The 23,448-nt window shown below is 66.6% G+C and carries 25 protein-coding genes and 1 pseudogene; 3 read left to right on the top strand and 23 right to left on the bottom strand.

Going from position 1 to position 23,448, the window contains the following annotated elements:
* Nucleotides 1-248: 248 nt before the first annotated feature.
* Nucleotides 249-909: pseudogene (trhA, locus tag CRO07_RS05295) on the top strand (PAQR family membrane homeostasis protein TrhA).
* A gap of 9 nt (nucleotides 910-918) precedes the next feature.
* A complete protein-coding gene (locus CRO07_RS05300) occupies nucleotides 919-1,350 on the top strand; it encodes a DUF1810 domain-containing protein (protein WP_097029644.1) in 432 nt (143 codons plus the stop codon).
* Nucleotides 1,351-1,365: 15 nt separating this feature from the next.
* On the opposite strand, the gene rpoN is transcribed toward CRO07_RS05300, so the two are convergent.
* The 23 genes from rpoN to CRO07_RS05415 all read right to left on the bottom strand — a co-directional run bounded on the left by rpoN (nucleotide 1,366) and on the right by CRO07_RS05415 (nucleotide 22,241).
* Nucleotides 1,366-2,673: an RNA polymerase factor sigma-54 gene (rpoN, locus tag CRO07_RS05305; protein ID WP_097029645.1), complete on the bottom strand. Its 1,308-nt coding sequence runs from the start codon at nucleotides 2,671-2,673 to the stop codon at nucleotides 1,366-1,368.
* Between the two features lie 95 nt (nucleotides 2,674-2,768).
* Nucleotides 2,769-3,110 (bottom strand): nitrogenase stabilizing/protective protein NifW, encoded by a 342-nt coding sequence (nifW, locus tag CRO07_RS05310; protein WP_235840935.1) that lies wholly within the window; start codon nucleotides 3,108-3,110, stop codon nucleotides 2,769-2,771.
* The gene (nifV, locus tag CRO07_RS05315) at nucleotides 3,107-4,300 is read right to left on the bottom strand and encodes a homocitrate synthase (protein WP_097029646.1); all 1,194 of its coding nucleotides are present in this window, start codon (nucleotides 4,298-4,300) and stop codon (nucleotides 3,107-3,109) included. Before nifV ends, nifW begins: the two co-directional genes overlap by 4 nt.
* A complete protein-coding gene (gene nifS, locus CRO07_RS05320) occupies nucleotides 4,300-5,463 on the bottom strand; it encodes a cysteine desulfurase NifS (protein ID WP_176504492.1) in 1,164 nt (387 codons plus the stop codon). The genes nifV and nifS overlap by 1 nt, the downstream gene beginning before the upstream one ends.
* A complete protein-coding gene (locus tag CRO07_RS05325; protein WP_097029648.1) occupies nucleotides 5,463-6,194 on the bottom strand; it encodes an iron-sulfur cluster assembly scaffold protein in 732 nt (243 codons plus the stop codon). Before CRO07_RS05325 ends, nifS begins: the two co-directional genes overlap by 1 nt.
* Nucleotides 6,195-6,203: 9 nt before the next feature.
* A complete protein-coding gene (locus tag CRO07_RS05330) occupies nucleotides 6,204-6,524 on the bottom strand; it encodes an iron-sulfur cluster assembly accessory protein (RefSeq protein WP_097029649.1) in 321 nt (106 codons plus the stop codon).
* A 211-nt stretch (nucleotides 6,525-6,735) separates the two neighbouring features.
* Nucleotides 6,736-7,275 carry a nitrogen fixation protein NifQ gene (locus tag CRO07_RS05335; RefSeq protein ID WP_097029650.1) on the bottom strand — a complete coding sequence of 180 codons (540 nt, stop codon included), beginning with the start codon at nucleotides 7,273-7,275 and terminating at the stop codon, nucleotides 6,736-6,738.
* Nucleotides 7,256-7,561, bottom strand: a complete 306-nt coding sequence (fdxB, locus tag CRO07_RS05340; RefSeq protein WP_097029651.1) for a ferredoxin III, nif-specific — start codon at nucleotides 7,559-7,561, stop codon at nucleotides 7,256-7,258. The genes CRO07_RS05335 and fdxB overlap by 20 nt, the downstream gene beginning before the upstream one ends.
* A 12-nt stretch (nucleotides 7,562-7,573) precedes the next feature.
* The gene (locus CRO07_RS05345; RefSeq protein WP_097029652.1) at nucleotides 7,574-8,044 is read right to left on the bottom strand and encodes a NifX-associated nitrogen fixation protein; all 471 of its coding nucleotides are present in this window, start codon (nucleotides 8,042-8,044) and stop codon (nucleotides 7,574-7,576) included.
* Nucleotides 8,041-8,475 carry a nitrogen fixation protein NifX gene (gene nifX / locus CRO07_RS05350; protein ID WP_176504493.1) on the bottom strand — a complete coding sequence of 145 codons (435 nt, stop codon included), beginning with the start codon at nucleotides 8,473-8,475 and terminating at the stop codon, nucleotides 8,041-8,043. The genes CRO07_RS05345 and nifX overlap by 4 nt, the downstream gene beginning before the upstream one ends.
* A 13-nt stretch (nucleotides 8,476-8,488) precedes the next feature.
* Complete coding sequence (gene nifN / locus CRO07_RS05355; RefSeq protein ID WP_097029654.1) at nucleotides 8,489-9,856, bottom strand: nitrogenase iron-molybdenum cofactor biosynthesis protein NifN; 1,368 nt, start codon at nucleotides 9,854-9,856, stop codon at nucleotides 8,489-8,491.
* Complete coding sequence (nifE, locus tag CRO07_RS05360; RefSeq protein WP_097029655.1) at nucleotides 9,856-11,319, bottom strand: nitrogenase iron-molybdenum cofactor biosynthesis protein NifE; 1,464 nt, start codon at nucleotides 11,317-11,319, stop codon at nucleotides 9,856-9,858. The genes nifN and nifE overlap by 1 nt, the downstream gene beginning before the upstream one ends.
* A gap of 238 nt (nucleotides 11,320-11,557) precedes the next feature.
* Entirely contained in the window at nucleotides 11,558-13,078 is a 1,521-nt protein-coding gene (nifK, locus tag CRO07_RS05365; protein ID WP_097029656.1) for a nitrogenase molybdenum-iron protein subunit beta, read from the bottom strand.
* Nucleotides 13,079-13,177: 99 nt separating this feature from the next.
* Nucleotides 13,178-14,659 (bottom strand): nitrogenase molybdenum-iron protein alpha chain, encoded by a 1,482-nt coding sequence (gene nifD / locus CRO07_RS05370; RefSeq protein ID WP_097029657.1) that lies wholly within the window; start codon nucleotides 14,657-14,659, stop codon nucleotides 13,178-13,180.
* Nucleotides 14,660-14,726: 67 nt separating this feature from the next.
* Nucleotides 14,727-15,602, bottom strand: coding sequence for a nitrogenase iron protein (gene nifH / locus CRO07_RS05375; RefSeq protein WP_097029814.1), 876 nt, complete (start codon nucleotides 15,600-15,602; stop codon nucleotides 14,727-14,729).
* Nucleotides 15,603-15,939: 337 nt separating this feature from the next.
* A complete protein-coding gene (locus CRO07_RS05380; protein ID WP_097029658.1) occupies nucleotides 15,940-16,770 on the bottom strand; it encodes an SIR2 family NAD-dependent protein deacylase in 831 nt (276 codons plus the stop codon).
* Between the two features lie 3 nt (nucleotides 16,771-16,773).
* A complete protein-coding gene (nifT, locus tag CRO07_RS05385; protein ID WP_097029659.1) occupies nucleotides 16,774-16,989 on the bottom strand; it encodes a putative nitrogen fixation protein NifT in 216 nt (71 codons plus the stop codon).
* On the bottom strand, nucleotides 16,986-17,267 hold the full coding sequence (locus tag CRO07_RS05390) for a nitrogen fixation protein NifZ (protein WP_097029660.1): 282 nt from the start codon (nucleotides 17,265-17,267) through the stop codon (nucleotides 16,986-16,988). The genes nifT and CRO07_RS05390 overlap by 4 nt, the downstream gene beginning before the upstream one ends.
* Entirely contained in the window at nucleotides 17,260-18,021 is a 762-nt protein-coding gene (locus CRO07_RS05395; RefSeq protein ID WP_097029661.1) for a 4Fe4S-binding leucine-rich repeat protein, read from the bottom strand. Before CRO07_RS05395 ends, CRO07_RS05390 begins: the two co-directional genes overlap by 8 nt.
* Before the next feature lie 4 nt (nucleotides 18,022-18,025).
* Entirely contained in the window at nucleotides 18,026-18,220 is a 195-nt protein-coding gene (locus CRO07_RS05400) for a 4Fe-4S binding protein (protein ID WP_097029662.1), read from the bottom strand.
* A 15-nt stretch (nucleotides 18,221-18,235) separates the two neighbouring features.
* Nucleotides 18,236-19,702: a nitrogenase cofactor biosynthesis protein NifB gene (gene nifB / locus CRO07_RS05405; RefSeq protein ID WP_097029663.1), complete on the bottom strand. Its 1,467-nt coding sequence runs from the start codon at nucleotides 19,700-19,702 to the stop codon at nucleotides 18,236-18,238.
* A gap of 144 nt (nucleotides 19,703-19,846) precedes the next feature.
* The gene (nifA, locus tag CRO07_RS05410) at nucleotides 19,847-21,610 is read right to left on the bottom strand and encodes a nif-specific transcriptional activator NifA (RefSeq protein ID WP_097029664.1); all 1,764 of its coding nucleotides are present in this window, start codon (nucleotides 21,608-21,610) and stop codon (nucleotides 19,847-19,849) included.
* A 235-nt stretch (nucleotides 21,611-21,845) separates the two neighbouring features.
* Nucleotides 21,846-22,241, bottom strand: coding sequence for a rhodanese-like domain-containing protein (locus CRO07_RS05415; protein WP_097029815.1), 396 nt, complete (start codon nucleotides 22,239-22,241; stop codon nucleotides 21,846-21,848).
* A 406-nt stretch (nucleotides 22,242-22,647) separates the two neighbouring features.
* Here CRO07_RS05415 and CRO07_RS05420 point away from each other — a divergent pair, with 406 nt between their 5' ends.
* Nucleotides 22,648-23,436: an SPOR domain-containing protein gene (locus tag CRO07_RS05420; protein WP_097029665.1), complete on the top strand. Its 789-nt coding sequence runs from the start codon at nucleotides 22,648-22,650 to the stop codon at nucleotides 23,434-23,436.
* The last annotated feature ends 12 nt before the right edge of the window (nucleotides 23,437-23,448 follow it).

Raw genomic sequence — 23,448 nt, forward strand, 5'->3', positions numbered from 1 at the left:
ATGGGATTGCAACCGACAAACGGCGGGTGCGCGCCCAGAGCACGCAGCCATACCGGCAAGCTCTCGCCGGGCACCGCGACGGCCTGTGCAGCCCAAGGTCACACCGCCGGGGTTGCGACGCCTGCCCGGCTGCGCGACCACCGGCCGGGAAGAACAGATCGCGATTTTACGCATTTGCCGCGCCACGCCCTGCGGACAATCACAAAAAAGGGAAGCCAGACCCGCCACGGCCGTGCTAGCCTTGCGACATGATGACACATCTTACCCCCCGCACCGCTTACAGTCGCGCCGAACGTCTTTCAGATGCGGCGGTTCATGCCGCAGGCGTGGCGGCGGCGCTGTGCGGCGTTCCGGTGCTGATCGCGCTGACCGTGCTGTGGCGCGGCGACGGCATGGCGGTGGCGGGGACGGCGATCTACGGGGTGACGCTGATGGCGATGATCCTGTGCTCGGCCATCTATCACATCATGCCGCATCCCAACTGGAAGGCGGTCTTCCGGCGGCTGGATCACTCGGCGATCTATTGCAAGATCGCGGGCACCTATTCGGCCTTCACGCTGGTGTCGGGTCAGGGACTGGCGCTGCTGGCCGCCATCTGGGCCGCGGCGCTGTGCGGCACGGCACTGAAGCTGCATTCGCCCGACCGCTTCCGCTGGGGCGCGCTGGCGCTGTATCTGGGGATGGGCTGGGCCGGCGTGGTGCTGGGCTGGCCGCTGTTTGCCACCATGCCCGGCCCGGTCCTTGCGCTGATCGCGCTGGGGGGGGCTGATCTATACCCTTGGCGTCGCCTTCTTTCTGGCGGAAAGCTTGCCCTTCCACAACACGATCTGGCATGTCTTCGTCCTGACCGCGAGCATCCTGTTCTATGCCGCGGTGATGATCCATGTCGCGGGAACGGCGACCGCATAAGAGGATGGGATGCAGGACGACCCCTTTGACCTGAAGCGGTTCATCGCCGCCCAGATGCCGGTGTTCGACACCGCGATGGCCGAACTGACCCGCGGCTGCAAGGAAACGCATTGGATGTGGTTCGTGTTTCCGCAACTTCGCGGCCTTGGCCGGTCCGAGATGGCCATTCGCTACGGCATTGCCTCGCTGGACGAGGCGCGGGCCTATCTTCAGCACCGCGTTCTGGGCCGCCGGCTGGAGTTCGCGACCGAAGCGGTGCTGAGTGCCGATCCGAAATCGGTGACGACGGTGTTCGGCACGCCCGACGATCTGAAATTTCATTCCTGCATGAGCCTGTTCGACGCGGCCGACGGCAGCGCATGGTCGCCCTATCGGTCGGCGCTGAACCGCTGGTTCGGCGGCAAACCGGATGCGGGAACCGCGCGGCTTCTGGGGTTGTAGCGCCACACGGGCGGATCAGCAGGCGACAGCCGCGGCACGTTTGCGGTCGTAGGATGACGGAATCCCAAGGGCTTCGCGGTATTTGGTGACGGTGCGGCGGGCAAGGACGGCGCCCGCGGCCTTGGCCTCTTTCACGATGGCATCATCAGACAGCGGCTTGGCGCGGTTCTCGGCGGCGATGATCTCGCCGACCAGTGCCATCAGCGCGTCCTGCGATTGCGGCGCGCTGGGTCCGTCGGACCAGACCGAACGGCTGAAAAAGTTTCTTAGCGGGATCAGTCCGCGCGGGGTCTCGATCAGGCGGGTCGCGGTGGCGCGGCTGACGGTCGAGGGATGAAGCTCCAGTTCGGCCGCCACTTCCTCCATCGACAAGGGTTTCAGCGCCCGCGGCCCGTGATCCAGAAACGCCGCCTGATGCCGGACCAGACAGGCCGCGGCGCGCAGCAGCGTGGATTGCCGCCGCTCGACCGCGCGCATCAGCCAGCGCGCCTGCGACTGCGCCCGGCCCAGCCAGACATCGGCCGCCGGATCGCCGGTGGTGGTGGCCGCTTCAACCCGGATGCGGGGAAGCTGTGCGCGGGTCAGTTCGACCTCCCAGCCGTCCTTGCCGCGCAGAACGCGCAGATCGGGCGGCTGGATCGGCGTCCGGCCATGCTCGAACGCCTCGCCGGGCTTGGGGTTCAGGCTGCGGATCAGCGCCAGATTCTCGCGGATATGGTCCAGCTCGCAGTCGCAACGGCGGGCAAGCTCGGCCAGCTTGCCCTCGGCCACCAGCGGCAGGTGGTCCAGCATGGTGCGCAGTTCCCATGTCAGAAGCCCAAGGTCGTCCAGTTGCAACGCCAGACATTCCGCCAGCGACCGCGCGAACAGGCCCGCCGGCTCGAACGCCTGAAGTCGGTCAAGGATCGCCAGCGCCTCGTCAAGGTCCACACCGGCGGCGGCGGCAATGTCAGGCACGGGCTGGCCCAGCCAGCCTGACGGCTCCAGCGCCTCGGCAAAGGCCAGCGCGATGCGGCGGTCGCCGGGATCGAAGAAGGCCAGTTCGATCTGTTCCTCGACATGGGCCAGAAGGCTGACGGGCTGGCCCTCGACCGTGGCGAAAGCGTCGCGGTCCTGCGCGTTCTGGATCCCGCGCGACGGCAGCGCCGGCGCGACCGAGGTGCCTTCGGGCAGGCGCACCTCAAGGCAGGGATTGTCCTGCGCCTGCGCCAGCAGATAGTCGGACAGGTCGGCATTGCTCATTTGCAGGATGCGCAGCGATTCCTGCATCCGTTGCGTCATGGCCAGTTGGGTTGTCTGGCGCTGGAACTGCATCATGTCCATGGGCGCACCCTAACATACCACCCCGAGTCGTATCCGCGCGCACCGTCGCAGTCTGGCATTCCGCCCCCTTTGCGCCGGTTCATCCGCGCGCGGCCCTATTCGCCCGCCGTGCGGATGCCGGCCAGCGGCACGAACCCGCGCGAGGGCTTGGCAAAGACCTTGAACACCCCCTGTTCCAGCGGCGTGCTGTCGACGAAATCGGTATAGGCCCGCGACAGCGCATCGCGGGCGGCGGCGCGGGCATCCGTCGCGCCAAGCCCCGCGAAATCGATGGCGCCCAGATACTGGCCAAAGCGTTTCATGATATGCAACCGCGAGACATTGACCACCTCGGGGCGAAAGGGATGGTCCAGCGCGGCAAAGATCTCTTCCGCCGACGACAGCTTGCGAAGGTCGTCCAGAACGGCGATGCCGGAAACAGCGGGGCCTTGGGTCACGGGGTCTTCTCCTTCAGGGGGTCTGTCTGGTTCAGGCTGGCGACAAGGCGGGCAAGATCGTCGGGGCCGGCGCTGCGCTTGGTTTCGGCCGCCCAGTCGCGCAGCGCGGGCATCAGGGTGGACAGCGTGGCCTCGTCGGCGGGCAGCCCCGCCCCCGCCAGCGCACGGGCCAGCCCCGCAACCGAGGAATGCTTGCCGATGGCGATACGGTGGCTGCGGCCGAACCGCTCCGGGCGCAGCCCCGCGCTTTCATAGATCGCGCGGTCCTTCATCAGCCCGTCGACATGGATGCCACATTCATGGGTAAAGACGTTGTCGCCGACGATGGGCTTTTGCGGCGAGACCGCCCGTCCCGACGCGCGCGCGACCAGATCCGACAGCGCGCAAAGCTGACCCAGCGCGATGCCGGTGGGCCGGCCCGCGGCTTCCAGCGCCGCCGCCACCTCTTCCAGCGCGGCATTGCCGGCACGCTCGCCCAGTCCGTTCACGGTGACCGAGATATGCGACGCCCCTGCCCGCGCCGCGGCAAGGCTGTTGGCGGTCGCCATACCCAGATCGTTATGGGCATGAAATTCCACCGGCAGCGGGCAGCGCGTGACGATCCGCGCCACCAGATCATGGGTGGCGAACGGGTCCAGAACCCCCAATGTATCGGCCAGCCGGAAACGCATGGCCCCGGCCTCGGCGGCGATATGGGCGATTTCGGCCAGAAAGAACCGATCCGCGCGCGAGGCATCCTCGGCGCCGACCGAGACGTGATGCCCGGCCCATGTGGCCGCGCGGACCAGCTTTTCCACCTTGTCGCGCACCCAGTCGGCATCGCGGCCCAGCTTGGCGGTGATCTGGCGTTCCGACACCGGCACGCCGATATGCAGGCGCCGGACGCCGGTGCGTTGGGCGGCGGCCAGATCCTCGGGGCGCAACCGGCACCAGACCACGGGTGCCGCGGTTTTCAGCACCGCCGCAACCGCGCGGATGTCGGCGCGTTCATCCTCGCCCATCGCCGGCACGCCGATTTCGACCTCGGCCACGCCGGCGGCTTGCAAGGCCACAGCGATGGCGCGCTTTTCGCTGCGGGTGAAGGCAACGCCCGCGGTCTGTTCGCCGTCGCGCAGCGTGGTGTCGCACAGGGTCACCGGCGCAAGCGGGGCCTCTTGCAGGAAACTGGCGGCGGGGTGTTGCCGGCTCATCACCGCACCTCCTCGGCGCCGAAGGGCGACAGGGCGCGCAACTGGGCGATCACCGGCGGCAGCGCCTCGATCACGCGGTCGATCTCGGGCACGGTGGTGTCGCGCGACAGCGAAAACCGGATCGCGCCATGGGCGGCGGTAAAGGGCACCTTCATCGCGCGCATGACGTGGCTGGGCTCGATCGCGCCGGACGAACAGGCCGCCCCGGTCGAGACCGCGATCCCCGCGCGGTCAAGACGCATCAGGATCGCCTCGCCCTCGGCAAAGTCGAAGGCAAGACAGGACGTGTTCGCCAGCCGGTCGCGCAGATCGCCCAGCACGCGGACCTTCGGGACGGCGGCAATGATCCCGGCTTCCAGCCGGTCGCGCAGCCGCGCGATATGGGCAAGGTCCACGGCAGGGGCCAGTTCGGCCGCGCGGCCAAAGCCCACGATGCCGGCAATGTTCTCGGTTCCGGCACGGCGGCCGCGTTCCTGCTTGCCCCCCCGCAGCAGCGGCTGAAACGGCACACCCTTGCGCAGATACAGCGCGCCCACACCCTTGGGGCCGTGCAGCTTGTGGGCGCTGACCGACAGCATGTCGATATCGGTGCCCTTCACGGCGATGGGCAGCTTGCCCGCGGCCTGCACCGCATCGGTGTGAAACAGCGCCCCCACGCCATGGGCCAGCTCGGCCAGCCCTTCGACCGGAAACACCGTGCCGGTTTCGTTGTTGGCCCACATCAGCGTCACCAGCGCGACCCGATCCGACAGCGCCGCGCGAAAGGCATCCAGTTCCAGCCGGCCTTCGGTATCCACCGGGATGCGGTGGACCGTCACGCCCTCGGCGCGTTCCAGATGATCGCACAGCGCAAGCACCGCGGGATGTTCGACCGCCGAGGTCACGATCTCGCGCCGGGACGGATCGGCGGCCAGCGCCGAGCGGATCGCGGTCAGGTTGGCCTCGGTCCCGCCCGAGGTAAAGACGATCTCGGCATCGTCGGCCGCCCCGATCAACGCCTGCACCGCGCGCCGCGCGCCGATCAGCGCCCGGGCCGGCGCACGCCCCATGGCATGCATCGAGGACGGGTTGCCGAAGTCCTGCGTCAGGAAGGGCAGCATCGCCTGAAGCGCATCGGGCGCAAGCCGGGTGGTGGCGTTGTTGTCGAGATAGACCGGCTGCATCACCGCGCCCCGGCGATCGAGACCAGCGGTTTCTGTTCCGGGATCACCCGGATCGGCCGCCCCAGCGCATCGGCCAGCCGCTTTTGCAGGCCGCCCAGCGTCAGCGCCGCCAACTGACAGCCCGAGCAGTTGCCCGTCAGGTGCACCCGCACCTTCGCGCCTTCGACCGCGACCAGCGTCACGTCGCCGCCATCGGCGCGCAGCGTGGGCCGCACGCTGTCGATGACCTGCGCGATGATCGTGGCCTCATCCTCGGGCGACAGGGGAACCTCGCGCAGGATCTTGGGTTTCGATTCATGCCTGGGTGCCAGCAGAGTGACGCTGGCGGGCTTCGGATCGGGCTTGGGTGCCTCGGGTGTGATGCCAAGGAACTGGGCCAACGCGGCCTGAAGGGCGGCCTGCGCCAGATCGGCCGCAGGCTTGCGGTCGCCCGGCAGGCCGCCAAGGGCCGCGTCGATCTGCCCGGCCGTCAGGCGGCGGGCCTCATCGACGGACTGACCCGTGACCAGCACCGTCAGGGCCGAACAGGCCGCGATTGCATCGCCGCCGCCGAACGCCTGAAAGCGCGCCTCGGCGATCACGCGGCTGTCGGGGTCGATGCGCAGCATCAGCCGCACCGCATCGCCCCCTTCCAGCGACCCCACGCTGCCCACCGCATTCGCGGCCTCCAGCACGCCCGCGTTGCGCGGGTTGAAGAAATGGTCCAGCGCCTTTTCCGAATAGTCCAGCATCGCATCACCTTAGCAGAAGGATTTCCCGCAGCCGCAGCCGCCCTTGGCATTCGGATTGTCGAAGACGAACCCGGTGCCCTCGACAGAGGTGACAAAGTCGATGGTGGCACCCTTCAGGTGCTCGCCACTGGCCGGGTCGATCAGCACGCGAACGCCGTCGGCCTCGACGATCACATCGTCCTCGGCCTCTGTCAGTTCCAGCGACATGCCGTATTTCAACCCGGCGCATCCGCCGGATTGCACCATCAGGCGCAGGCCCACGACGGATTGGCCGGCGCCTTCGATGGCACCCTTGATGGCGGCTTGGGCAGCGGGGGTAATCTGGATCATCCGGTCTCTCCTGAGTGTCGCGGGACTCCCGCTTTCAGGATAAGCATGTAGCGTGCCAAGTTCAGGTTTTATGATTTATCAAGATCTTGACCCGTGCATCTGTCGCCCCTTGGCCTGAACGGAACCCGACAATGATGGCTTTGCGACAGAAGGTTCAGCCGGACCGAACGGGCGGAAAACGTCCGGCACCGGCAGAGGGCCGGTGCCGGGATCAGTCGGTGTCGGGACCAAAGCAGACCGGCTTTTCCGCGCAATCGTCGCAATGCGGCGCAAGGCACATGGCGCCACCATTGTCGGTGCAGATCTGGCGGTAGAAAAACCGCTTCCAGCGCATGTTGCGGGTGTTCGCCGCGTGAAGGCGGGGGAAATGGCGCTCGATCAGCCGGCCCAGATGGGCGCGCGAGGGCAGGCCCAGATCCTCCCACAGGTGCCGGGCCTCAAGCGAGCGGCGCGCAAGGATCGCGGCCAGCCAGCGCGCCTCGTCGCCCGACCGACCGCCACGCCACAAGAGCAGCGTGACGATATCGGCCTGTTCCAGCGGCACTGCCGACAGCGGCATCAGCGAAGGCAGTGCCAGCCCCGGACACCAGCGCGCGGCCAGCGCCGACAGCGCCGCAGGTTCCAGCCCCAGCAGGTCGGTCAGCTCGCCCCGGCCCGCCGCATGGTCGCGCAGGGCATGGGCGAGGATGCCGGCGAAATCGGCCCGGTCGGCGTCGTGATCGGCCAGAAGGTCAGCGCTCCACTGGTTCATGGGTCTGGCAATCCTTGGGGCAGACCCGGTTGCAGGCGCCGCAGCCCACGCAATTGTCGGGATGAACCATGACCATCACCTTGCGCAGGATCTCGTCGTCATCATCGTCGTCGTCCTCGGACACCTCGACCAGATCGCCATCTTCATTGACGCCGCGCAGGGTCATCACATCATGGCCGCAGACCTTGAAACAGCGGCCGCAGCCGATGCAGGTCGCCGCGTTGATATCGGTCAGGAACCTGGGCGTGTATTCGACGCCGCCCCGGGTGAAGGCTGTAATGAACATGGTGGTCGCTCCTCAGTCGCGCGCGGCGTCGGGGTGGGTTTCGATCTTTTTCACCGCATCGGCGGTCAGCTTTTCGCCGGCCTCGGCCAGTTTGGCGTAGGTGGCAAAGCCGAAGCGGTGCACGTCGCGCAGATGTTTCGAGATCAGCACAAGGCTGCCACCGATCAGCACGATCCGGCCGAAGCCCTCGTGATTGATCTTGGCCATCTGCCCCGCCATCACGCCGGTGCGCTTTTCCACCAGAAGGCCCACGGCGTCATAGAACTTCTCGATTCGAGCAATGACCTCGGGTTCGGGGTCGCAGATGATCGGGATCTCGCGGCGTTCTTCGGGGGTCACGATGTAGTCGGCCAGCAGCTCGGCATCGGACTTGCCGTCCCAATGGCCATAGCTGTCCTGCGCCCGGATGATCGAGGCAAGCTGGTTCAGATAGTCGCTGACCGGATACAGGCCGCCGCGCGGCAGGGTGTCGGCATCGCTCATTGGGCGTCCTCCTCAATGAAACTGGCAGCAGGGCGGCCAAGGACTTTGCGCAGGAACGGCGGGATGTTGCCGTTCAGCATGGTCTGAACCTGGCCGATCACCGCCGCAATCGGCTCGGGGTCCTTGCGCTTGATCGGATGCACGCCCGCGCGCACCACCTTGGCCGCGGCCGGCCCGCCGATGGCCAGAACGAACAGCAGCGCGCAGCCGGTCAGCGCCTCGACCTTGGGGGTGATGCGGTCGGCACTGTCGTCATGCTTGCCGCCCTGATCGGTGGTGGCGTCGAATTCGATCGCTTCGACGAAGCGGGCGCTTTTCGCCGAAACTTCCCAGATCGCAAAACTGCGGCAAGAGCCGAAATGCGCGTTCAACTGTTCAAGGTCGTTGGTGGCGATGGCAATGCGAAGGGGCGTGTCGTCCGGGTCGGTCATGGGGGGCTCCGGGTCAATGATGCGAAGGCGACGAGGCGGCATGGTCGAACTCCGACGAGATGCGGGCAGCGCCGAAGTCCTCGGGGGCCGGCCGGTGAGGGTGGGAAAGGACGGCATTCGCGACCTCGTACAGAAAGGCGCGCGTGCCGCGATAGCCGGTGCGGCAGACGTCCTGCGCCCCCAGCCGGTCGAAGACCGGAAAGCCCGCGCGCACATGCGGCAGATGCAGGCGCGCGGCCATCATCCGGCCATGGGAATGGGTCAGCAGCAGCCGGGCACCCGCGGCTTCGGCGGCGCGTTCCAGATCGCCCAGATCGCCCACGATCACCTGATCGGCCGGTATCCGTTCGGCCGCGGCGCCGCCGGTGGTGGTGACCACCGTCAGCTCGGCCCCCATCGCGGCCAGCGTGGAACCCAGCGCAAAACCAAGGTCGGGGTCGGCGCCCAGCGCGACCTTCAGCCCGCCGATCTGGAAATGCGCATCCAGCATCGCATCCGCCAACCGCGCCCGGTCCCGCCGCACCGTGGCCGGCACATCGGCCCCCGACAGCGTCATCAGCAGCGACACAAGGCCGTCCACCGCGGCAAGGCCGGTCACCGAAGGCACCACATGCGCCGGCACCCCCAGCGCCTGAAGCTTCATCGCGGCGGGGCGCATCGCATCGCCGATGGCCAGGGTCGCGATGCTGCCGGCCATGGTGGCGATGTCCGAAAGCCGGGTGCCGCCCAGCGAATGGCCGCGCCAGTCGTCGGCCAGATGCCCATCCAGCGACAGCGACAGGTCGGGCAGGATGACCGGATCAAGGCCGAAGGCGCGGATCAGGCCGGCCAATTCCTCGACATCGGCGGGCGTCATGTGGGCGCCGGGCAGCAGGTTCACCTGACCCTCGCGCCGCGCGCAGGGCACCGCCAGCGCATCCACGATCGCCTCGACCGCGCGGGCCCAGCCGTCTTCCAGCCCGCCGACAAAATCGGGGGTGGCGGCGTAAACCACGGCGGTGTCGGCAAAATCGGTGCGACGGCTCAGCATCTCGCGCAACTCGCCCGCCACATCCTCGCCGCGGGTTTCAACCAGCGCGGTCGAGGCGATGCCGATGAACTTCGGGTTTGCGCGTTTCCTCAGGTTTTCAATGGCTTCCTCGATCTGCTCGCCACCGCCAAGGATCGCAGAGACCTCGTTCATCGCGGTGGTTTGCAGCGGGATCGCTTCCTTGAAGTGGCGCACCATGTGCACCATCGCAAAGGCGGTGCAGCCCTGCGCGCCGTGAAACAGCGGAATTGCGCCCTCGATCCCCAGATAGGCCATGGCAGCGCCCAAAGGGGCCGAGACCTTCAGCGGATTGGTCGACAGGGCACGGTCGGGGTGGATCAGGCGGGCCATCAGCAATCCTCGAAATCGGCTTTCGAGCCGGGAACGGCCGAAAGCAGAACCGGCGCGGCGGGCGTGTCAGGGGCCAGCCCCTCCCATGGGGCCGGGGCGCGCAGCTCGGCCCACATCGGGTTGTTCATCTCGCGGTCGATGGCACGGACCAGTTCGACCATCCCGGCATAACCGGCATAGGGTTCGTGCTTTTCCTGATTGACGTCGATCCACGGCACCCGCGCCTTCAGCGCCACGAACTGCGACCGACCGCCCGACATCAGCACATCGGCCCGCGCCTCGCGCAGCATGCGATACATCTCTTTCGGGGCCATGTTCTCGAACATGTGGGTGTCGTCGCCCATGATCTCGACCACGCGATCGCGGTCGCCGTCGGTCGCCTTGCGCATCGAGGTGCCGACCACCTCGACCCCCAGTTCCTGAAGCGCCGAGACCACCGACCACGTCTTGTGCCCGCCGGTGTAAAGCAGCACGCGGCGGCCCTGAACCTTCGGGCGCAGCGGGGCAAGGGCCGCGCGGGTGCGGGCTTCCTCGTCCGCGATCAGCGCCTCGCAGCGGTCCAGCAGATCAGGCGGCGCGCCACGGTCGACCAGCATCGCGCACATGGTCCGCAGCGCGGCCGATGTGTCGGAAATGCCGTAGAAGCTGCCTTCGAAATACGGGATGCCATAGCGGTCTTGCAGCTTGCGGGCGATGGCGATGAAGGCATGCGAGCAGACCAGCATCGTCACCCGCGCCCGGTGCATCATCGCGACCTGCGCATAACGGGCATCCCCCGACAGCGAGCCCAGGATGCGGATGCCCAGCCGGTCCAGAAGCGGCTTGATCTGCCACAACTCGCCCGACAGGTTGAAATCGCCGATGATGTTGATGTCGGTCAGGCCGGGCTCGGCGGGCTCCATCGTGCCCACGACATGATCCAGCATCGCCTCGGCGCCCAGCTTGTTGCCAAGGTTTTTCGATCCGACATAGCCCGGCACGTTGACCGGGATCACCGGCCGCCCGAAGCGTTCGGCCGCCGCCTTGCAGACCGCGCCAATGTCGTCACCGATCAGCGCGGTGACACAGGTGGCATAGACGAAAACGGCGGCGGGATCTTCCTGCGCGATCACCTCGCGGATGGCGCGGTAAAGCTTCTTTTCACCGTTGCCCATCACGATGTCGAGCTCCGTGAGGTCGGTGGTAAAGCCCTTGCGATAAAGTTCGGACCCCGACGAGGCCGATCCGCGGTTGTCCCAGCCGTTGCCCCAGCAGGCCAGCGGCGCATGGACGACATGGGCGACGTCGGTGATCGGTTGCAGCGCGATCATCGCGCCATCAAAGGCACAGCCGCCCGCCGCGGCGCCCGGCGTCAATTGCTTGGCGCAGCCCTTTTTCCGCTCGGCCTCGGGTTTGGCTGCGTTGGTCGCACAGCCGGGTTCCTGAAAGGCATTCTGGATCTTCTGCTTCAAGGCGTCGGACATCGGTCCCTCCGGGCCACTCGACAGGGGTAAAGCAGATAGCGTGCCAAGCCCGCATCGCGCGATCCGGGGCCGGATCGGGGCGGTTCTGGCGACAAGGCGGGGTCTGATGTGCCATCGCCGGCGACATGCGACAGGGCTTTGTCGGGTCTGCGACACGGCGCGCACCCGAAGCGACGAAAACGGCCGGTGCGGGCGCACCGGCCGTTTCCAGAACACCCCCCGGAAGGGCGGCGAACGCTTAGCGCGTCAGGTCGAACGAGATGTCGCTTTCCGTATCCAGCTTGTCGAGGATCGTGTCGAGCAGCTTCACCAGCACGGTCAGCGCCCCCTGATAGCCGAAGGTCGGGAAGCGGTGGTGGTGGTGACGGTCGAAGATCGGGAAGGTCAGGCGGATCAGCGGGATGTTGCAATCCTTTTCCAGATACTTGCCATAGCTGTTGCCGATCAGCAGGTCGGCAGGTTCAGTCGCAAGGATCGACCGCAGGTGCCACAGATCCTTGCCGGCCCAGACCTGACAGCCTTCACCGAAGGGCGAGGACGCCAGCAGCGCCGTCATCTGCGCTTCCCAGTCCTTGCCGCCGTTGGTGGCCAGGCAGTGCTTCGGCTCGCCGCCCATCTCCATCACGAAGCGGGCCATCGCATAGACGAAGTCCGGGTCGCCGTAGATGGCGTAGGTCTTGCCGTGCAGATAGGCTTGGCTGTCGGCCATGGCGTCGATCAGGCGGCCACGTTCCAGCCGAAGCTGTTCCGGGACTTCCTTGCCGGTCAGCTCCGAGAGCTTCATCAGGAACTCGTCGGTGGCCTGCACGCCCATCGGGTAATGGAATGAGGCGGTCTCCTGACCCTGTTCCTCGCAATAGGCCAGCGTCTTACGGGTGCAGTATTCCTGCAACGAAATCGTGGCCTTGGCGTTCAGCGCGGCCTTGATCTCGTCCTGCGTGGTGCCGCCGGAATACATGCGGTATTCGCCGTCCGAGGGCGTGTCGTAGACGTCCGAGGCATCGCCCAGAACCGTCGCCTCGACCCCCATCAGGCCCAGCATCCGCTTCATCTCGCGGATGTTGCCGACCACATAGCCGTCAAAGCCCGGGATGATGTTGATGCCTTCGCCGGCGGTGCGCGGCGCGTCCTTCCAGAAGTTCGACAGGATGCCCTTCTGCATGTTGTCATAGCCGTCGACATGGCTGCCGACAAAGGCCGGGGTATGGGCGAAGGGCACCGGGAAATCGGCCGGAACGCTTTCCTTTTCCTTCGACTTCAGGATGAACGAGTTCAGGTCGTCGCCGATGACTTCCGCCATGCAGGTGGTCGAAACCGCGATCATCTTCGGGCTGTAGAGCGCGTAGGTGTTGGCCAGGCCCTCGATCATGTTGTTCAGGCCGCCGAACACCGCCGCGTCTTCGGTCATCGACGAGGACACCGCCGAGGACGGTTCCTTGAAGTGGCGGGCCAGATGCGAGCGATAATAGGCCACGCAGCCCTGCGAGCCGTGAACGAAGCTCATGGTGCTGTCATAGCCCGCGGCGGCAAAGACGGCGCCCAGCGGCTGGCAGGCCTTGGCCGGGTTGATGGTGACGCAGGACCGCGCCAGGTTCTTCTCGCGGTAGTCCCAGGATTTCGTCCAGTCCGCGACTTCCTCGACCTTCTCGGCGGGGGTCGCGTTTTCATAGGTGGCGCGCTTTTTTTCCAGCATCGCCTGATATTCGGGTTCCTTGAACAGATCCTTGTGGTCGAGAATGTTCTCGGCGGATTGGGGCATGGGCTTGGTCCTTCTGCTGGCCGTCCTCATTCCGGGACGCACCGCGAACTGAATGAAGTGAGGGTCCGGGGGGCGGGAGCGGCCCCCCGAAGGGTCGGATCAGGCCGACTTCTTCCACGGCGCGTCGAACATGCCCCAGACCGGGTTGTTGATCGCAAGGTCCATGTCGCGCGCGAAGATCGCGTAGCCGTCGTAGCCGTGGTAGGGGCCGGAATAGTCCCACGAGTGCATCTGACGGAACGGGATGCCCATCTTCTGCGTGTTGTACTTTTCCTTGATGCCCGAACCCACCAGATCGGGGCGCACCGACTCGATGAACTTCTCAAGCTCGTAGCCCGAGACGTCATCATAGATCAGCGTGCCTTCCTTGATGTAATGGCCGGTCCGCTTGTAATCGTCGTTGTGGGCGAATTCGTAGCCGGTGCCGACGATCTCCATGCCAAGGTCGTGGTAGGCGTCGACGACGTGGCGCGGACGCAGGCCGCCCACATACAGCATCACCGTCTTGCCTTCGAGGCGCGGGCGATACTTCGCGTTCACCGCATCGACCAGCGGCTGATACTTGGCGATCACCGCTTCGGCATTGGCCTGAATGGTGGCGTCGAACTTCGCGGCGATGGCGCGCAGGCTGGCTGCGATCTGGCTGGGGCCGAAGAAGTTGTATTCCATCCACGGCACGCCGTGCTTTTCTTCCATGTGCCGGCAGATGTAGCTCATCGACCGGTAGCAGTGGATCAGGTTCAGCTTGGCCGCGGGCGCCCGTTCGATTTCGGCGATGGTGGCGTCGCCCGACCATTGGGCGATCACGTTCAGGCCGATTTCTTCCAGCAGGATGCGGCTCGACCAGGCGTCGCCGCCGATGTTGTAGTCGCCGATGATGTTGACGTCATAGGCGCCGGCCACATAGCCCGCACGCGCGCCCTCGCCCGCTTCCAGCACCCAGTCGCGGATCATGTCGTTCGCGATGTGGTGGCCAAGCGACTGCGACACGCCGCGGAAGCCTTCGCAGCGCACGGGAACGATGCGCTTGTCGATGTCCTTGGCCTTCTTCTTCGACACCGCTTCGATGTCGTCGCCGATCAGGCCGATCGGGCATTCGGACTGGATCGAGATGCCCTTGTTCAGCGGGAACAGCTCGTTCAGCTCGTCGATGGTCTTTTCCAGCTTCTTGTCACCGCCGAAGACGATGTCGTTTTCCTGGAAGTCGGTGGTGACCTGCATGGTCACGAAGCTGTCAATCCCGGTGGTGCCGGTGTAGTAGTTCCGGCGCTGCGACCAGCTGTAGTGACCGCAGCCGACGGGGCCGTGGCTGATGTGCAGCATGTCCTTGACCGGGCCCCAGACCACGCCCTTGGAACCGGCGTAGGCGCAGCCGCGGATCGTCATCACGCCGGGAACCGACTTGATGTTCGACTTGACGGTGTCGCATTTCGACTGGATGCCGGGTTCGGCTTCCGTCATCGGCTGCGCGACGGCCAGATGTTTCGCGCGCTTCTTCTTGGCCTTGTCGGGGTAGGCGGCAAGCACCTCCTCGATCAGCTTCTGGTTGGCTTCGGCAGAGTCGGCAATGTCTTTCGCCATGGGGCAGGCTCCTTTCGACAGGAAGAGGAAGGGACCGGGCAGAGGGCCCGGCCCGGATGCGATCGGATCAGGCTTCGGCCTTGGCGATGGCCGCCAGCCGGTCTTCCTCGGACTGCATGATGCCGAAGTCCATCAGCATCTCTTCCAGTTCTTCCATGGTGATCGGGGTCGGGATCACGCCCTTGCCCGAGTTCTCGTGGATCTTGCGGGCCAGTTCGCGGTATTCCTGCGCCTGCTGGCAATCGGGGGCGTACTGGATCACGGTCTCGCGACGCAGTTCGGCGTGCTGCACGATATTGTCGCGCGGAACGAAGTGGATCATCTTGCAGCCCAGACGGGCGGCCAGTGCCTCGGCCAGTTCCAGCTCGCGGTCGGTCTTGCGCTCGTTGCAGATCAGGCCGCCCAGACGCACACCGCCCGAGTTGGCGTATTTCAGGATGCCCTTGGCGATGTTGTTGGCCGCATAAAGCGCCATCATCTCGCCCGACATGACGATGTAGATTTCCTGCGCCTTGTTTTCACGGATCGGCATGGCGAAGCCGCCGCAAACCACGTCGCCCAGCACGTCATAGGACACATAGTCCACGTCTTCGTAGGCGCCGTTTTCTTCCAGGAAGTTGATCGCGGTGATCACGCCGCGGCCGGCGCAGCCCACGCCCGGCTCCGGGCCACCGGCTTCGGTGCATTTGATGCCCTTGTAGCCGATCTTCATCACGTCTTCGAGTTCCAGATCCTCGACCGAGCCGGCTTCGGCGGCAAGGTGAAGCACGGTGTCCTGAAGTTTGGTGTTCAGGATCAGACGGGTCGAGTCCGCCTTCGGGTCACAGCCCACGATCAGGATCTTCTGACCCATCTCGACCAGCGCCGCGAGGGTGTTCTGCGAGGTCGTCGACTTGCCGATCCCGCCCTTGCCGTAGAAAGCGATCTGCCGAAGTTTGCCCATGTTCATATCCTTTTGCAAAGGTGTCTCTGGTGGAAGGCGGCGAAGCTCGCCGGTCTCAGCCCTTTACAAAGCAGGCAGCGTGCCAAGCCCGCGAAACCGATTCAACAACTTGATATTGCTATCTTTTTCCTGATTTTTCGCACAGATACGATGCGACGCGGCCCCGACCAAACCCTGTGCGAAAGCCGACAAATCCCCGACAATCGGCCGTTACACCCCCAAAGACGCCACACCGGCGGCCCGCCCCTTGCCACATCGCGCCCTGCGCTGCCCCAAAAAGCCGAAGGGGCGGGCCGCCCGTGGCGCCCGCCCCTTCCCGCATCTACCGCCTGCGGTCTCAGACCGTGGCGCCAAAATCCTTCAGTTCCTCGACCACGGCCGACAATGGCAGGTCGATCCGTTCAATCGCCATCTCCTCAAGGAACAGTCGTTCCATCCGGGTCAGCTCGCCCTCGATCACCGCGACATGGCCCTGCCCCGACCGTTTCGCGATCTGGCGGGCATAGGTGCGCAAAAGCTGATCGTCGAACCGGCAGCCAAGGAACAGGAAGCCGCGGCCGGTGCGGCGGTTCTGAACCTCGTCCGGGATCGGGGACTGGATGTCGATCTCGGTCAGAACCTCGACATAGTCGCTGTCGGACAAAAGGAAGGAATGCCCCGGCGCCGCCATCCCGTGCGGCTTGTAAAGCAGCATGGGCCAGGCCGGATCGGCGCCTTCGGGATGCAGCGTGCCATCGGCCCCATAGGCGCGGTGCCAGATCTCGGCCCATTCGCCATTGCGGCTGACGCCCTGCACCAGCCCCCAGTCCGCCGCGCTGGCCCGCAGCGCCTGAACCAGACCGCGGTCATACCAGGCATCGACCACCATCGGCGGACGCACCGCCGCAATCCAGTCGTGGATCGGGTTCGGCCCCTGCGGCCCCGCGAAGGCCCCAACCACCATCTTCTCGACAGTGGCGCGGAACTTCTTCGTCTCGACATATTGCGCGGCGGCCCACAGGTTGCCCATCGCGCGTTTGGGCACGCGGACCTGCGCCTCGATCACCGCCGACAAAGCCGCGGGCGAGGCGATCGCCCCACCAAGCCCCGCCACCTCGGCGCCCAGATAGGGGATGACGCGGCCACCGGCCACGGCACCAAGCGCCGCGCGCAGCATCTCGCGGGGCATGGCTCAGGCCTCCTGATCGGTCAGGCGGCGGGCCTCGACCGTGATCGGCAGGGCGGGCGGCGTGTCATACTCGGGCATCTGAAAGATCCAGCCATTGCCGAGTTTCGCCCAGCCGCCCCACATGCCGGGCTTTTCCATCTCGATCACCGGCTCTTCCAGATCCTTCTTCGCCACATAGGCGACAAAACCCTTGGCGCCTGCGCTGATCATCACCTTCATTTCGTTCCCTCCGGGTTGTCGAGGCCGATCAGCTCGCGCCCCCGCATCCCCACGATGCGGCGGCGGTCGACGAATTCGACCGCGTAGATGTAGTAGCGTTGCAGATAGGTGCCGACGTCGCGGACATAGCCCTCGTCGCCCTTGTGGACGACAATCTCGCCGATCTCGGCATCCCACATCGTGCCGTCATTCTTGACGGTAAAGCGCGAGCGGACCTTTTCGCCCGGCTGAAACAGCGGATCGTCGTAGATTTCCACCGTGTCGTCGACCTCAGGCATCCTTGTCCTCGCACAGTTGGGCAAGCCGCACGGCGGCGGTCTCGCGGATCAGGGGATCTTCGTCAGCGGCAAGACGGGTCGCGATGGCGCGGCCCGCCCGTTCGGCCACGGCATGACGCACGCGGATGTCGGGGTCGGCCACGAACAGACCCAGCCGGGCCGGATCGATCCGTTCGGCTGCCTGCCGCCGGACCAGCGGATCGGCGTCTGTCGCAAAGGCATCGAGCCATCTGTCGGGAATGCGACGCGCCACGCAGGCGCGCACTTCCGGGTCGGGATCGCGGGCCAGCATCGGCAGCGCCCCCGGCTCGGCCCGCCGCGCCACCACAAGGCGCACCGCCGGATCGGCATCACGCATCACCAGATGCAGATCGGTCGGCGGCAGCCGGTGCGCCACGGCGATGCGCACCGCGCGGTCGGGGTCGTGGATCAGCCGCAGCGCCTGCTTGGCCGGCAGGCGCAGGATCGCAACCGCCCGCACCGCCGGATCGGGATCGTCCAGCAGCGGCGGCAGGCGGAACAGGGTCGCCGCCCGCGCGGCCTGCGCGCGGGCCTCGAAATAGGGATGGGTCAGGAACTGGTCCGCCAGATCAGGGCCCAGCAGAAAGAACCGCTCGATCCGTCTGGCGTAACGGTCGTTGACGCAGGCCCAGCCCGGCCCGCACAGCCCCTGCGCCAGCCGATCGGCGTGAGGGCAGGCGCCGCAATCGATCGCGGCGCCCTGCCAGTCCACGGGCAAGGGGCCTTCGGGCATCGGATCAGGCCGGAATGCAGGTCTTGGGCACCGGACAGACCGAGGCGCATTGCGGCGCGTCGAACTGCCCGGCACATTCGGTGCAGAGGCGCGGATCAATGACATAGGCCCCGGCCTTGAACCGGACGGCCGCATTGGGACATTCAAATTCGCAGGCGCCGCAGGCGGTGCAGTGCGCGGTGACGATCTTGTAGGCCATCCGGTCGGTCCCCCCTCAGGCGGTCAGCGCATCGCGGCGGTTGCGACTGGCGTAAAGGTCAAGGATCGCGGTTTCGATATAGTCCTGCGCGCAGGTGTCGATGACCTCGATCCCGGCCGCGGCCATCCTTTCGCGCGGGGCTTCACCGATCCGGGCGCACAGCACCACCGGAACGCCGTCCAGCGTGCGAATGATCTCGGACAGGGTTTCGCCGTCGCCATGGCCGCCGACGCAGTAATTGTCGGCACGGCGATGGGTGATGAAACGGACGCCCGCGGCATCGACCTCATAGATCTGGAACTCGGTCGCGTGGCCGAAGTGCTGGTTGATCCGGCCGCCGCCCTTGGTGCAGACCGCAACAAGCATCGGCGGCGCGGCAACCACGGCGACCTCGGCCTGTGCGGCCTCGGCGGCGGCGCGGCGATCCTCGCGTTCGCGCGCCACCCAGTCGCGATAGGCGGCGCGCTTCTCGCCGTCATCCTCGACCACCTCGGGCAGCTTGTCCAGCGTGAACTCCTGCCCGCGATCCTCGCCCAGCATCCCCACCGCATCGGCACGGCACTGGCGGCAGTGCTTCATCAGGTTCGCCCCGTCGCCGCACAGATCCTGCACCGCGCGCAGCTCGGCCGCGGTCGGGCCGCGCTGGCCGGTCAGGCCGAAATGCGTGCCATGCGCCGGGTCCGAGATCAGCGGCATGATGTTGTGCAGGAAAGCGCCCTTTTGCTTCACGACGCGGTTCAGTTCCTGCATCCCCGCCTCGTTGATGCCCGGGATCAGGACCGAGTTCACCTTGACCAGCACGCCCCGCGCCACCAGCATGTCCAGCGCCTGCATCTGGCGGTCCAGCAGGATCGTCGCCGCCTCGATGCCGTGGTGACGCTTGCCGCGGAAGAAGATCCACGGATAGATCTGCGCCCCCACTTCCGGGTCCAGCGTGTTGATCGTCAGCGTGACATGATCGATGTTCATCGCCACGATCTCATCGACATGATCGGGCATGGCGAGGCCGTTGGACGACAGGCACAGCCTGATGTCGGGAAGCTGCTTCTGCACCAGATCGAACGTGGCCTTGGTCTTCTTCCAGTCATAGGCGGCATCGCCCGGCCCGGCGATCCCCAGCACCGAAAGCTGCGGAACCTCGGCCGCCACCGCCAGCACCTTGCGCGCGGCCTGTTCCGGCGTCAGCCGTTCCGACACCACGCCGGGGCGGCTTTCGTTGGCGCAGTCATACTTGCGGTTGCAGTAGTTGCACTGGATGTTGCAGGCTGGCGCGACCGAGACATGCATCCGGGCGAAATAGTGGTGCGCTTCCTCGGAATAGCAGGGGTGATCCTTCACCTTGGCCCATGTCGCCGGGTCCATGTCGGCCGGCCCCGCCTTCGATCCGCAGGACGAGGCCGCACAACCGCCCCCCTCCAGCGCCTTTCCCAATTCGTCGCGGGACGCGACCTGCAAACCGCCAAGGGAGATGATGTCCGCCATGATCCGCGTCTCCTAATCTCTTTGCCAGACCAGAAGCGTGAAGCGTGCCAAGTGCAGGTGGTCAACGATTTCAGGGCGAAAGCGTGGGTGGCCGCGGGCCGAGGTCGGAAACCCGACAAGGAATTGTCGGGTTGCCGAAGGGGGTCAGAACTTCTCGACCCGGATATTGTGCTTCTTCAGCGCATAGCCCACCTGCCGCGGGGTCTGGCCCAGCAGCCGCGCGGCCTTGGCCTGCACCCAGCCCGCGCGTTCCATCGCCTCGATAAGCGCCTCGCGTTCGGCGGCGTCGGGGTCGGCGGGCGCGGTGCGGACGGGCACGGCGGGGGCGGGCACGGCGGGAGGCTGGATCGCCGCGGGCGGAGGCGCAGAGGCCGGACGGCTGCCCAGCACCGGCAGCTCCAGCGGCCCTTGCGACAGCCCGCCGACCGGCGAGGAGTTGCCGCTTTGCAGCCGCCACAGGTCGGCCGACAGGCAATGATCGTGGTGGCAGGCCAGATCGTCGGCATGGATCACCGTCTCGGGCGACAGCGCCGCCACCCGCGCGATGCAGTTTTCCAGCTCTCGCACGTTGCCGGGGAAGTTGCACTGCGCCAGCGCCTCGACGGCGGTGGGGTGCAGGCGCTTTTTCATGCCGTTGCGCTGGTTGAACCGATCCAGCAGGCCCTGCGCCAAGGGGCCGATGTCTTCCTTGCGGTCGCGCAGCGGCGGCAGCACGATCGGCACCACGCAGATGCGGAAGTAAAGGTCGGCGCGGAAGCTGCCGTTGGCCACCGCGCGTTCCAGATCCTTGTTGGTCGCCGTCACCAGCCGCACGTCCACCTTCAACGTGCGCGAGCCGCCGACCCGCTCGAACTCGCCTTCTTGCAGGATGCGCAGCAGCTTGGCCTGAAACTCAAGGCTGATCTCGCCGATCTCGTCCAGAAACAGCGTGCCGCCATCGGCCATCTCGAACCGGCCTTTCTTCTGCTGCACCGCGCCGGTGAAACTGCCCTTTTCATGGCCGAACAGTTCCGATTCCAGCAGCGATTGCGACAGCGCCGCACAGTTCACCTTGATGAACGCCTTGTCGCGCCGCTCCGACAGCGCATGAAGCGCGCGGGCAAAGACTTCCTTGCCGGTGCCGCTTTCGCCGCGCAGCAGGACCGGCGTATGGGTGCCCGCAACCTTGCGGATCTGCCCGATCACCCGCCTGATGGCCGAGCTTGACCCGATGATGCCTTCCAGCGCCTCGGACGGGGCATCGACCTCGGGGGCGGCGGTGGTTTCGGCGGCCATACGGATCGCCTCGCGCGCTTCCTGCACGATCCGGTCGCGGTCGCGCGCGACAAGGCGGCGGAAGCGGATGGATTGCTCCAGCACCGCGGCCACCATGTTCAGCACCCGCAGATCGGTATCCAGAAACCGCGCGCCATTGTCCTTCAGGCAGCGGTAGGCGCACAGCACCCCCAGCACGAAGGGCGAATTGGCCTGATCGCGGATCGGCACGGCGATGATCGCCTGACGGCTGTCCTCGATCCCCGGCGGCAGGGCATCGGGGCCGAACTCGGCCGCGATGTCGCACGACACCAGCGCCACCCCGTTGCGGAACACATGCCGCGCCACCTTTTCCGGAATTGCCCGGCAGGACGAGGGCTGCGACGGTCCGCCGCTGGCGGTGGCGGCGATGGTATAGGGATTGACGTGGCGGCCATGGCGCAGCGTCTCGGGGCGGTCGCCTTCCTGAAGCAGCGCCAGCGCGCCATGTTTCAGCCCCATGAAACCGGCCAGAACGCCAAAGACCGACGGCATCCGCGCGATCGGATCGCTGGCCCCGGTCAGAAGCTTGGCGATCTCGCAGAGGGCATCGAGCGTCAGGTATTCCTCGCCCCGTTCCGGCACCGAGATGGGCCCCATTGCGGACGTATCCATGTCCGTCCCTCCGTCTTCCATCGTAAATGTCACACTCATCTTTACCCCGCCGGGGGCACAAGTCCAACCTGGGCCGGCGGCCGCATCGCACAAAGGGCGAGCCCGCACAATCATCTAGCGAAATCGATGAAGCGCCGGGGGCTGTGGTGAATAAATGCTCAGCTGAAAAGCCCTTTTTCAAAGCAAGCGACGAATCGTGGCGCGCCGCCGCGCGGGGTGCGGCGGCGCGGGGCGATTACATGCCGGGGTCGACAGGCTCGGTCGTGGCGCCGCCGCCGTCGATCCAGTCCTTCAGGCCACCAAGGTTGAAGACCTCGGCATAACCCATGTCTTTCAACAGCTTGCCCGCCAGCGCGGCCCGCCCGCCCGAGGCACAGTGCAGCACCACCGGCCGGTCCTTGCGCAATTGCGGATCGTGAAAGGGCGAGTCGGGATCGGCGCGGAATTCCAGCATCCCGCGGGGAATGTGATGCGCCCCCGCGGCCCGGCCGGTCTTGTCGATCTCGGGCGCGTCGCGAACATCCAGAAGCAGCGCCCCCCGTTCGGCCATCAGCGCCTGCGCGCCGGCCGTGTCGATCCGTTCCACCGCCGCATTGGCCGCGGCCATCATGTCTTTCAGCGTGACTGTCATGCTTTCCCGGTTCTCCTTCGGCATCCGGATGGGCCGGATCGCCACCCGGAAAAAGCTAGGCCGGCGCAGGCGCGCTGTCCATCGCCTGCAGGCCGCCCCCGGCCACGGGCGGCGCCCCCCATCCCCCCGGCACCCACGATTGGCATCCACGGCGCCCCCGCCGCGCGCCGGCCGCCAACCTTCCATGCCCGCCCGACCTTACCGTCGCGATCCCGTCGCATGCACGCGATGGTGATGGCAGCGCCCCGCCGTCGCAGGGCGATGCCGGCGGGGCACCCTTTCCAGCACTGGCCATCGTGACTATGATGCCGGCCGCCGCGGGGGCAACGCGGACGCAGGGGCCACCAGTTTTCGGCGGCCCGGCACTGGACGCGGCGCAGAATCCGCGGGCGATTGGGGGCGAGCAATGGCACATCCGGTTTTTCGGACCTTGGTTCTTGTGGCGGCGGCAGGCGTGGCACTGTCGGGCTGCGAGGCGATGAGGAAAGCGACAAGCAAAACGGACACGACAGGCGCCGCGTCGGATGCGGTCGCCGCGACCAAGCAAGCGGGCGGCGAAACCCGCGATGTCGAGGCGCCCGAGGTGTTCCAGACCACCGACAAGGCACTGTGGGACGGTCGGCCCTCGCTTGGCGGCATCTGGGTCGCCTCGCCGGATGTGAAAGACCCTGAACGGGTGATGATGAAGAACGCGGCCAACGGCAAGACCGTCGTGGGTGCGCTGTTCCGGCGCGAACGCGACAATCCGGGGCCAAAGCTGCAACTGTCCTCTGACGCGGCCGAGGCGCTGGGTCTGCTGGCAGGCCAGCCCGCAACGATCAGCGTGACCGCGCTGCGCCGCAAGGACGTGGCCGCGTCGGCCGCCGCCGCGCCCCCCGCGACCAAAGCGACCACCGCCCCCCGCGCCAACCCGGCAGCCGCGGCAGCCGCCACGCAAGCCCCACCGGCCAAGGCCGCAGCCGCGGCGGGTGGCGGGCTGATCCAGATCGCCTCGTTCGGACAAGAGACCAATGCCCGCGCCGCCGCCGACAAGATCGCCAAGGCCGGCATCCCCGCACAGGTCCGCGCCGGAACCACCGGCGACAAACAGATCTGGAGCGTGATCGCAGGCCCTGCCCCGGCCTCGGAGACGCCGGCGCTGATCGCCCGCCTGAACAGCCTCGGCTTCGCCGACGCCTATCCGCTTTCCCGTTGACAGGAAGGATGC

It is taken from the genome of Cereibacter ovatus, assembly GCF_900207575.1.
Taxonomy (GTDB): domain Bacteria; phylum Pseudomonadota; class Alphaproteobacteria; order Rhodobacterales; family Rhodobacteraceae; genus Cereibacter_A; species Cereibacter_A ovatus.

What these genes read in the sequence shown, in the direction of transcription:
- CRO07_RS05300 (WP_097029644.1), top strand. Translation starts at nt 919, where the DNA reads ATGCAGGACGACCCCTTTGACCTGAAGCGGTTCATCGCCGCCCAGATG.
- rpoN (WP_097029645.1), bottom strand. Translation starts at nt 2,673, where the DNA reads ATGGACATGATGCAGTTCCAGCGCCAGACAACCCAACTGGCCATGACG.
- nifV (WP_097029646.1), bottom strand. Translation starts at nt 4,300, where the DNA reads ATGAGCCGGCAACACCCCGCCGCCAGTTTCCTGCAAGAGGCCCCGCTT.
- nifS (WP_176504492.1), bottom strand. Translation starts at nt 5,463, where the DNA reads ATGCAGCCGGTCTATCTCGACAACAACGCCACCACCCGGCTTGCGCCC.
- CRO07_RS05325 (WP_097029648.1), bottom strand. Translation starts at nt 6,194, where the DNA reads ATGCTGGACTATTCGGAAAAGGCGCTGGACCATTTCTTCAACCCGCGC.
- CRO07_RS05330 (WP_097029649.1), bottom strand. Translation starts at nt 6,524, where the DNA reads ATGATCCAGATTACCCCCGCTGCCCAAGCCGCCATCAAGGGTGCCATC.
- CRO07_RS05335 (WP_097029650.1), bottom strand. Translation starts at nt 7,275, where the DNA reads ATGAACCAGTGGAGCGCTGACCTTCTGGCCGATCACGACGCCGACCGG.
- fdxB (WP_097029651.1), bottom strand. Translation starts at nt 7,561, where the DNA reads ATGTTCATTACAGCCTTCACCCGGGGCGGCGTCGAATACACGCCCAGG.
- CRO07_RS05345 (WP_097029652.1), bottom strand. Translation starts at nt 8,044, where the DNA reads ATGAGCGATGCCGACACCCTGCCGCGCGGCGGCCTGTATCCGGTCAGC.
- nifX (WP_176504493.1), bottom strand. Translation starts at nt 8,475, where the DNA reads ATGACCGACCCGGACGACACGCCCCTTCGCATTGCCATCGCCACCAAC.
- nifN (WP_097029654.1), bottom strand. Translation starts at nt 9,856, where the DNA reads ATGGCCCGCCTGATCCACCCCGACCGTGCCCTGTCGACCAATCCGCTG.
- nifE (WP_097029655.1), bottom strand. Translation starts at nt 11,319, where the DNA reads ATGTCCGACGCCTTGAAGCAGAAGATCCAGAATGCCTTTCAGGAACCC.
- nifK (WP_097029656.1), bottom strand. Translation starts at nt 13,078, where the DNA reads ATGCCCCAATCCGCCGAGAACATTCTCGACCACAAGGATCTGTTCAAG.
- nifD (WP_097029657.1), bottom strand. Translation starts at nt 14,659, where the DNA reads ATGGCGAAAGACATTGCCGACTCTGCCGAAGCCAACCAGAAGCTGATC.
- nifH (WP_097029814.1), bottom strand. Translation starts at nt 15,602, where the DNA reads ATGGGCAAACTTCGGCAGATCGCTTTCTACGGCAAGGGCGGGATCGGC.
- CRO07_RS05380 (WP_097029658.1), bottom strand. Translation starts at nt 16,770, where the DNA reads ATGCCCCGCGAGATGCTGCGCGCGGCGCTTGGTGCCGTGGCCGGTGGC.
- nifT (WP_097029659.1), bottom strand. Translation starts at nt 16,989, where the DNA reads ATGAAGGTGATGATCAGCGCAGGCGCCAAGGGTTTTGTCGCCTATGTG.
- CRO07_RS05390 (WP_097029660.1), bottom strand. Translation starts at nt 17,267, where the DNA reads ATGCCTGAGGTCGACGACACGGTGGAAATCTACGACGATCCGCTGTTT.
- CRO07_RS05395 (WP_097029661.1), bottom strand. Translation starts at nt 18,021, where the DNA reads ATGCCCGAAGGCCCCTTGCCCGTGGACTGGCAGGGCGCCGCGATCGAT.
- CRO07_RS05400 (WP_097029662.1), bottom strand. Translation starts at nt 18,220, where the DNA reads ATGGCCTACAAGATCGTCACCGCGCACTGCACCGCCTGCGGCGCCTGC.
- nifB (WP_097029663.1), bottom strand. Translation starts at nt 19,702, where the DNA reads ATGGCGGACATCATCTCCCTTGGCGGTTTGCAGGTCGCGTCCCGCGAC.
- nifA (WP_097029664.1), bottom strand. Translation starts at nt 21,610, where the DNA reads ATGGATACGTCCGCAATGGGGCCCATCTCGGTGCCGGAACGGGGCGAG.
- CRO07_RS05415 (WP_097029815.1), bottom strand. Translation starts at nt 22,241, where the DNA reads ATGACAGTCACGCTGAAAGACATGATGGCCGCGGCCAATGCGGCGGTG.
- CRO07_RS05420 (WP_097029665.1), top strand. Translation starts at nt 22,648, where the DNA reads ATGGCACATCCGGTTTTTCGGACCTTGGTTCTTGTGGCGGCGGCAGGC.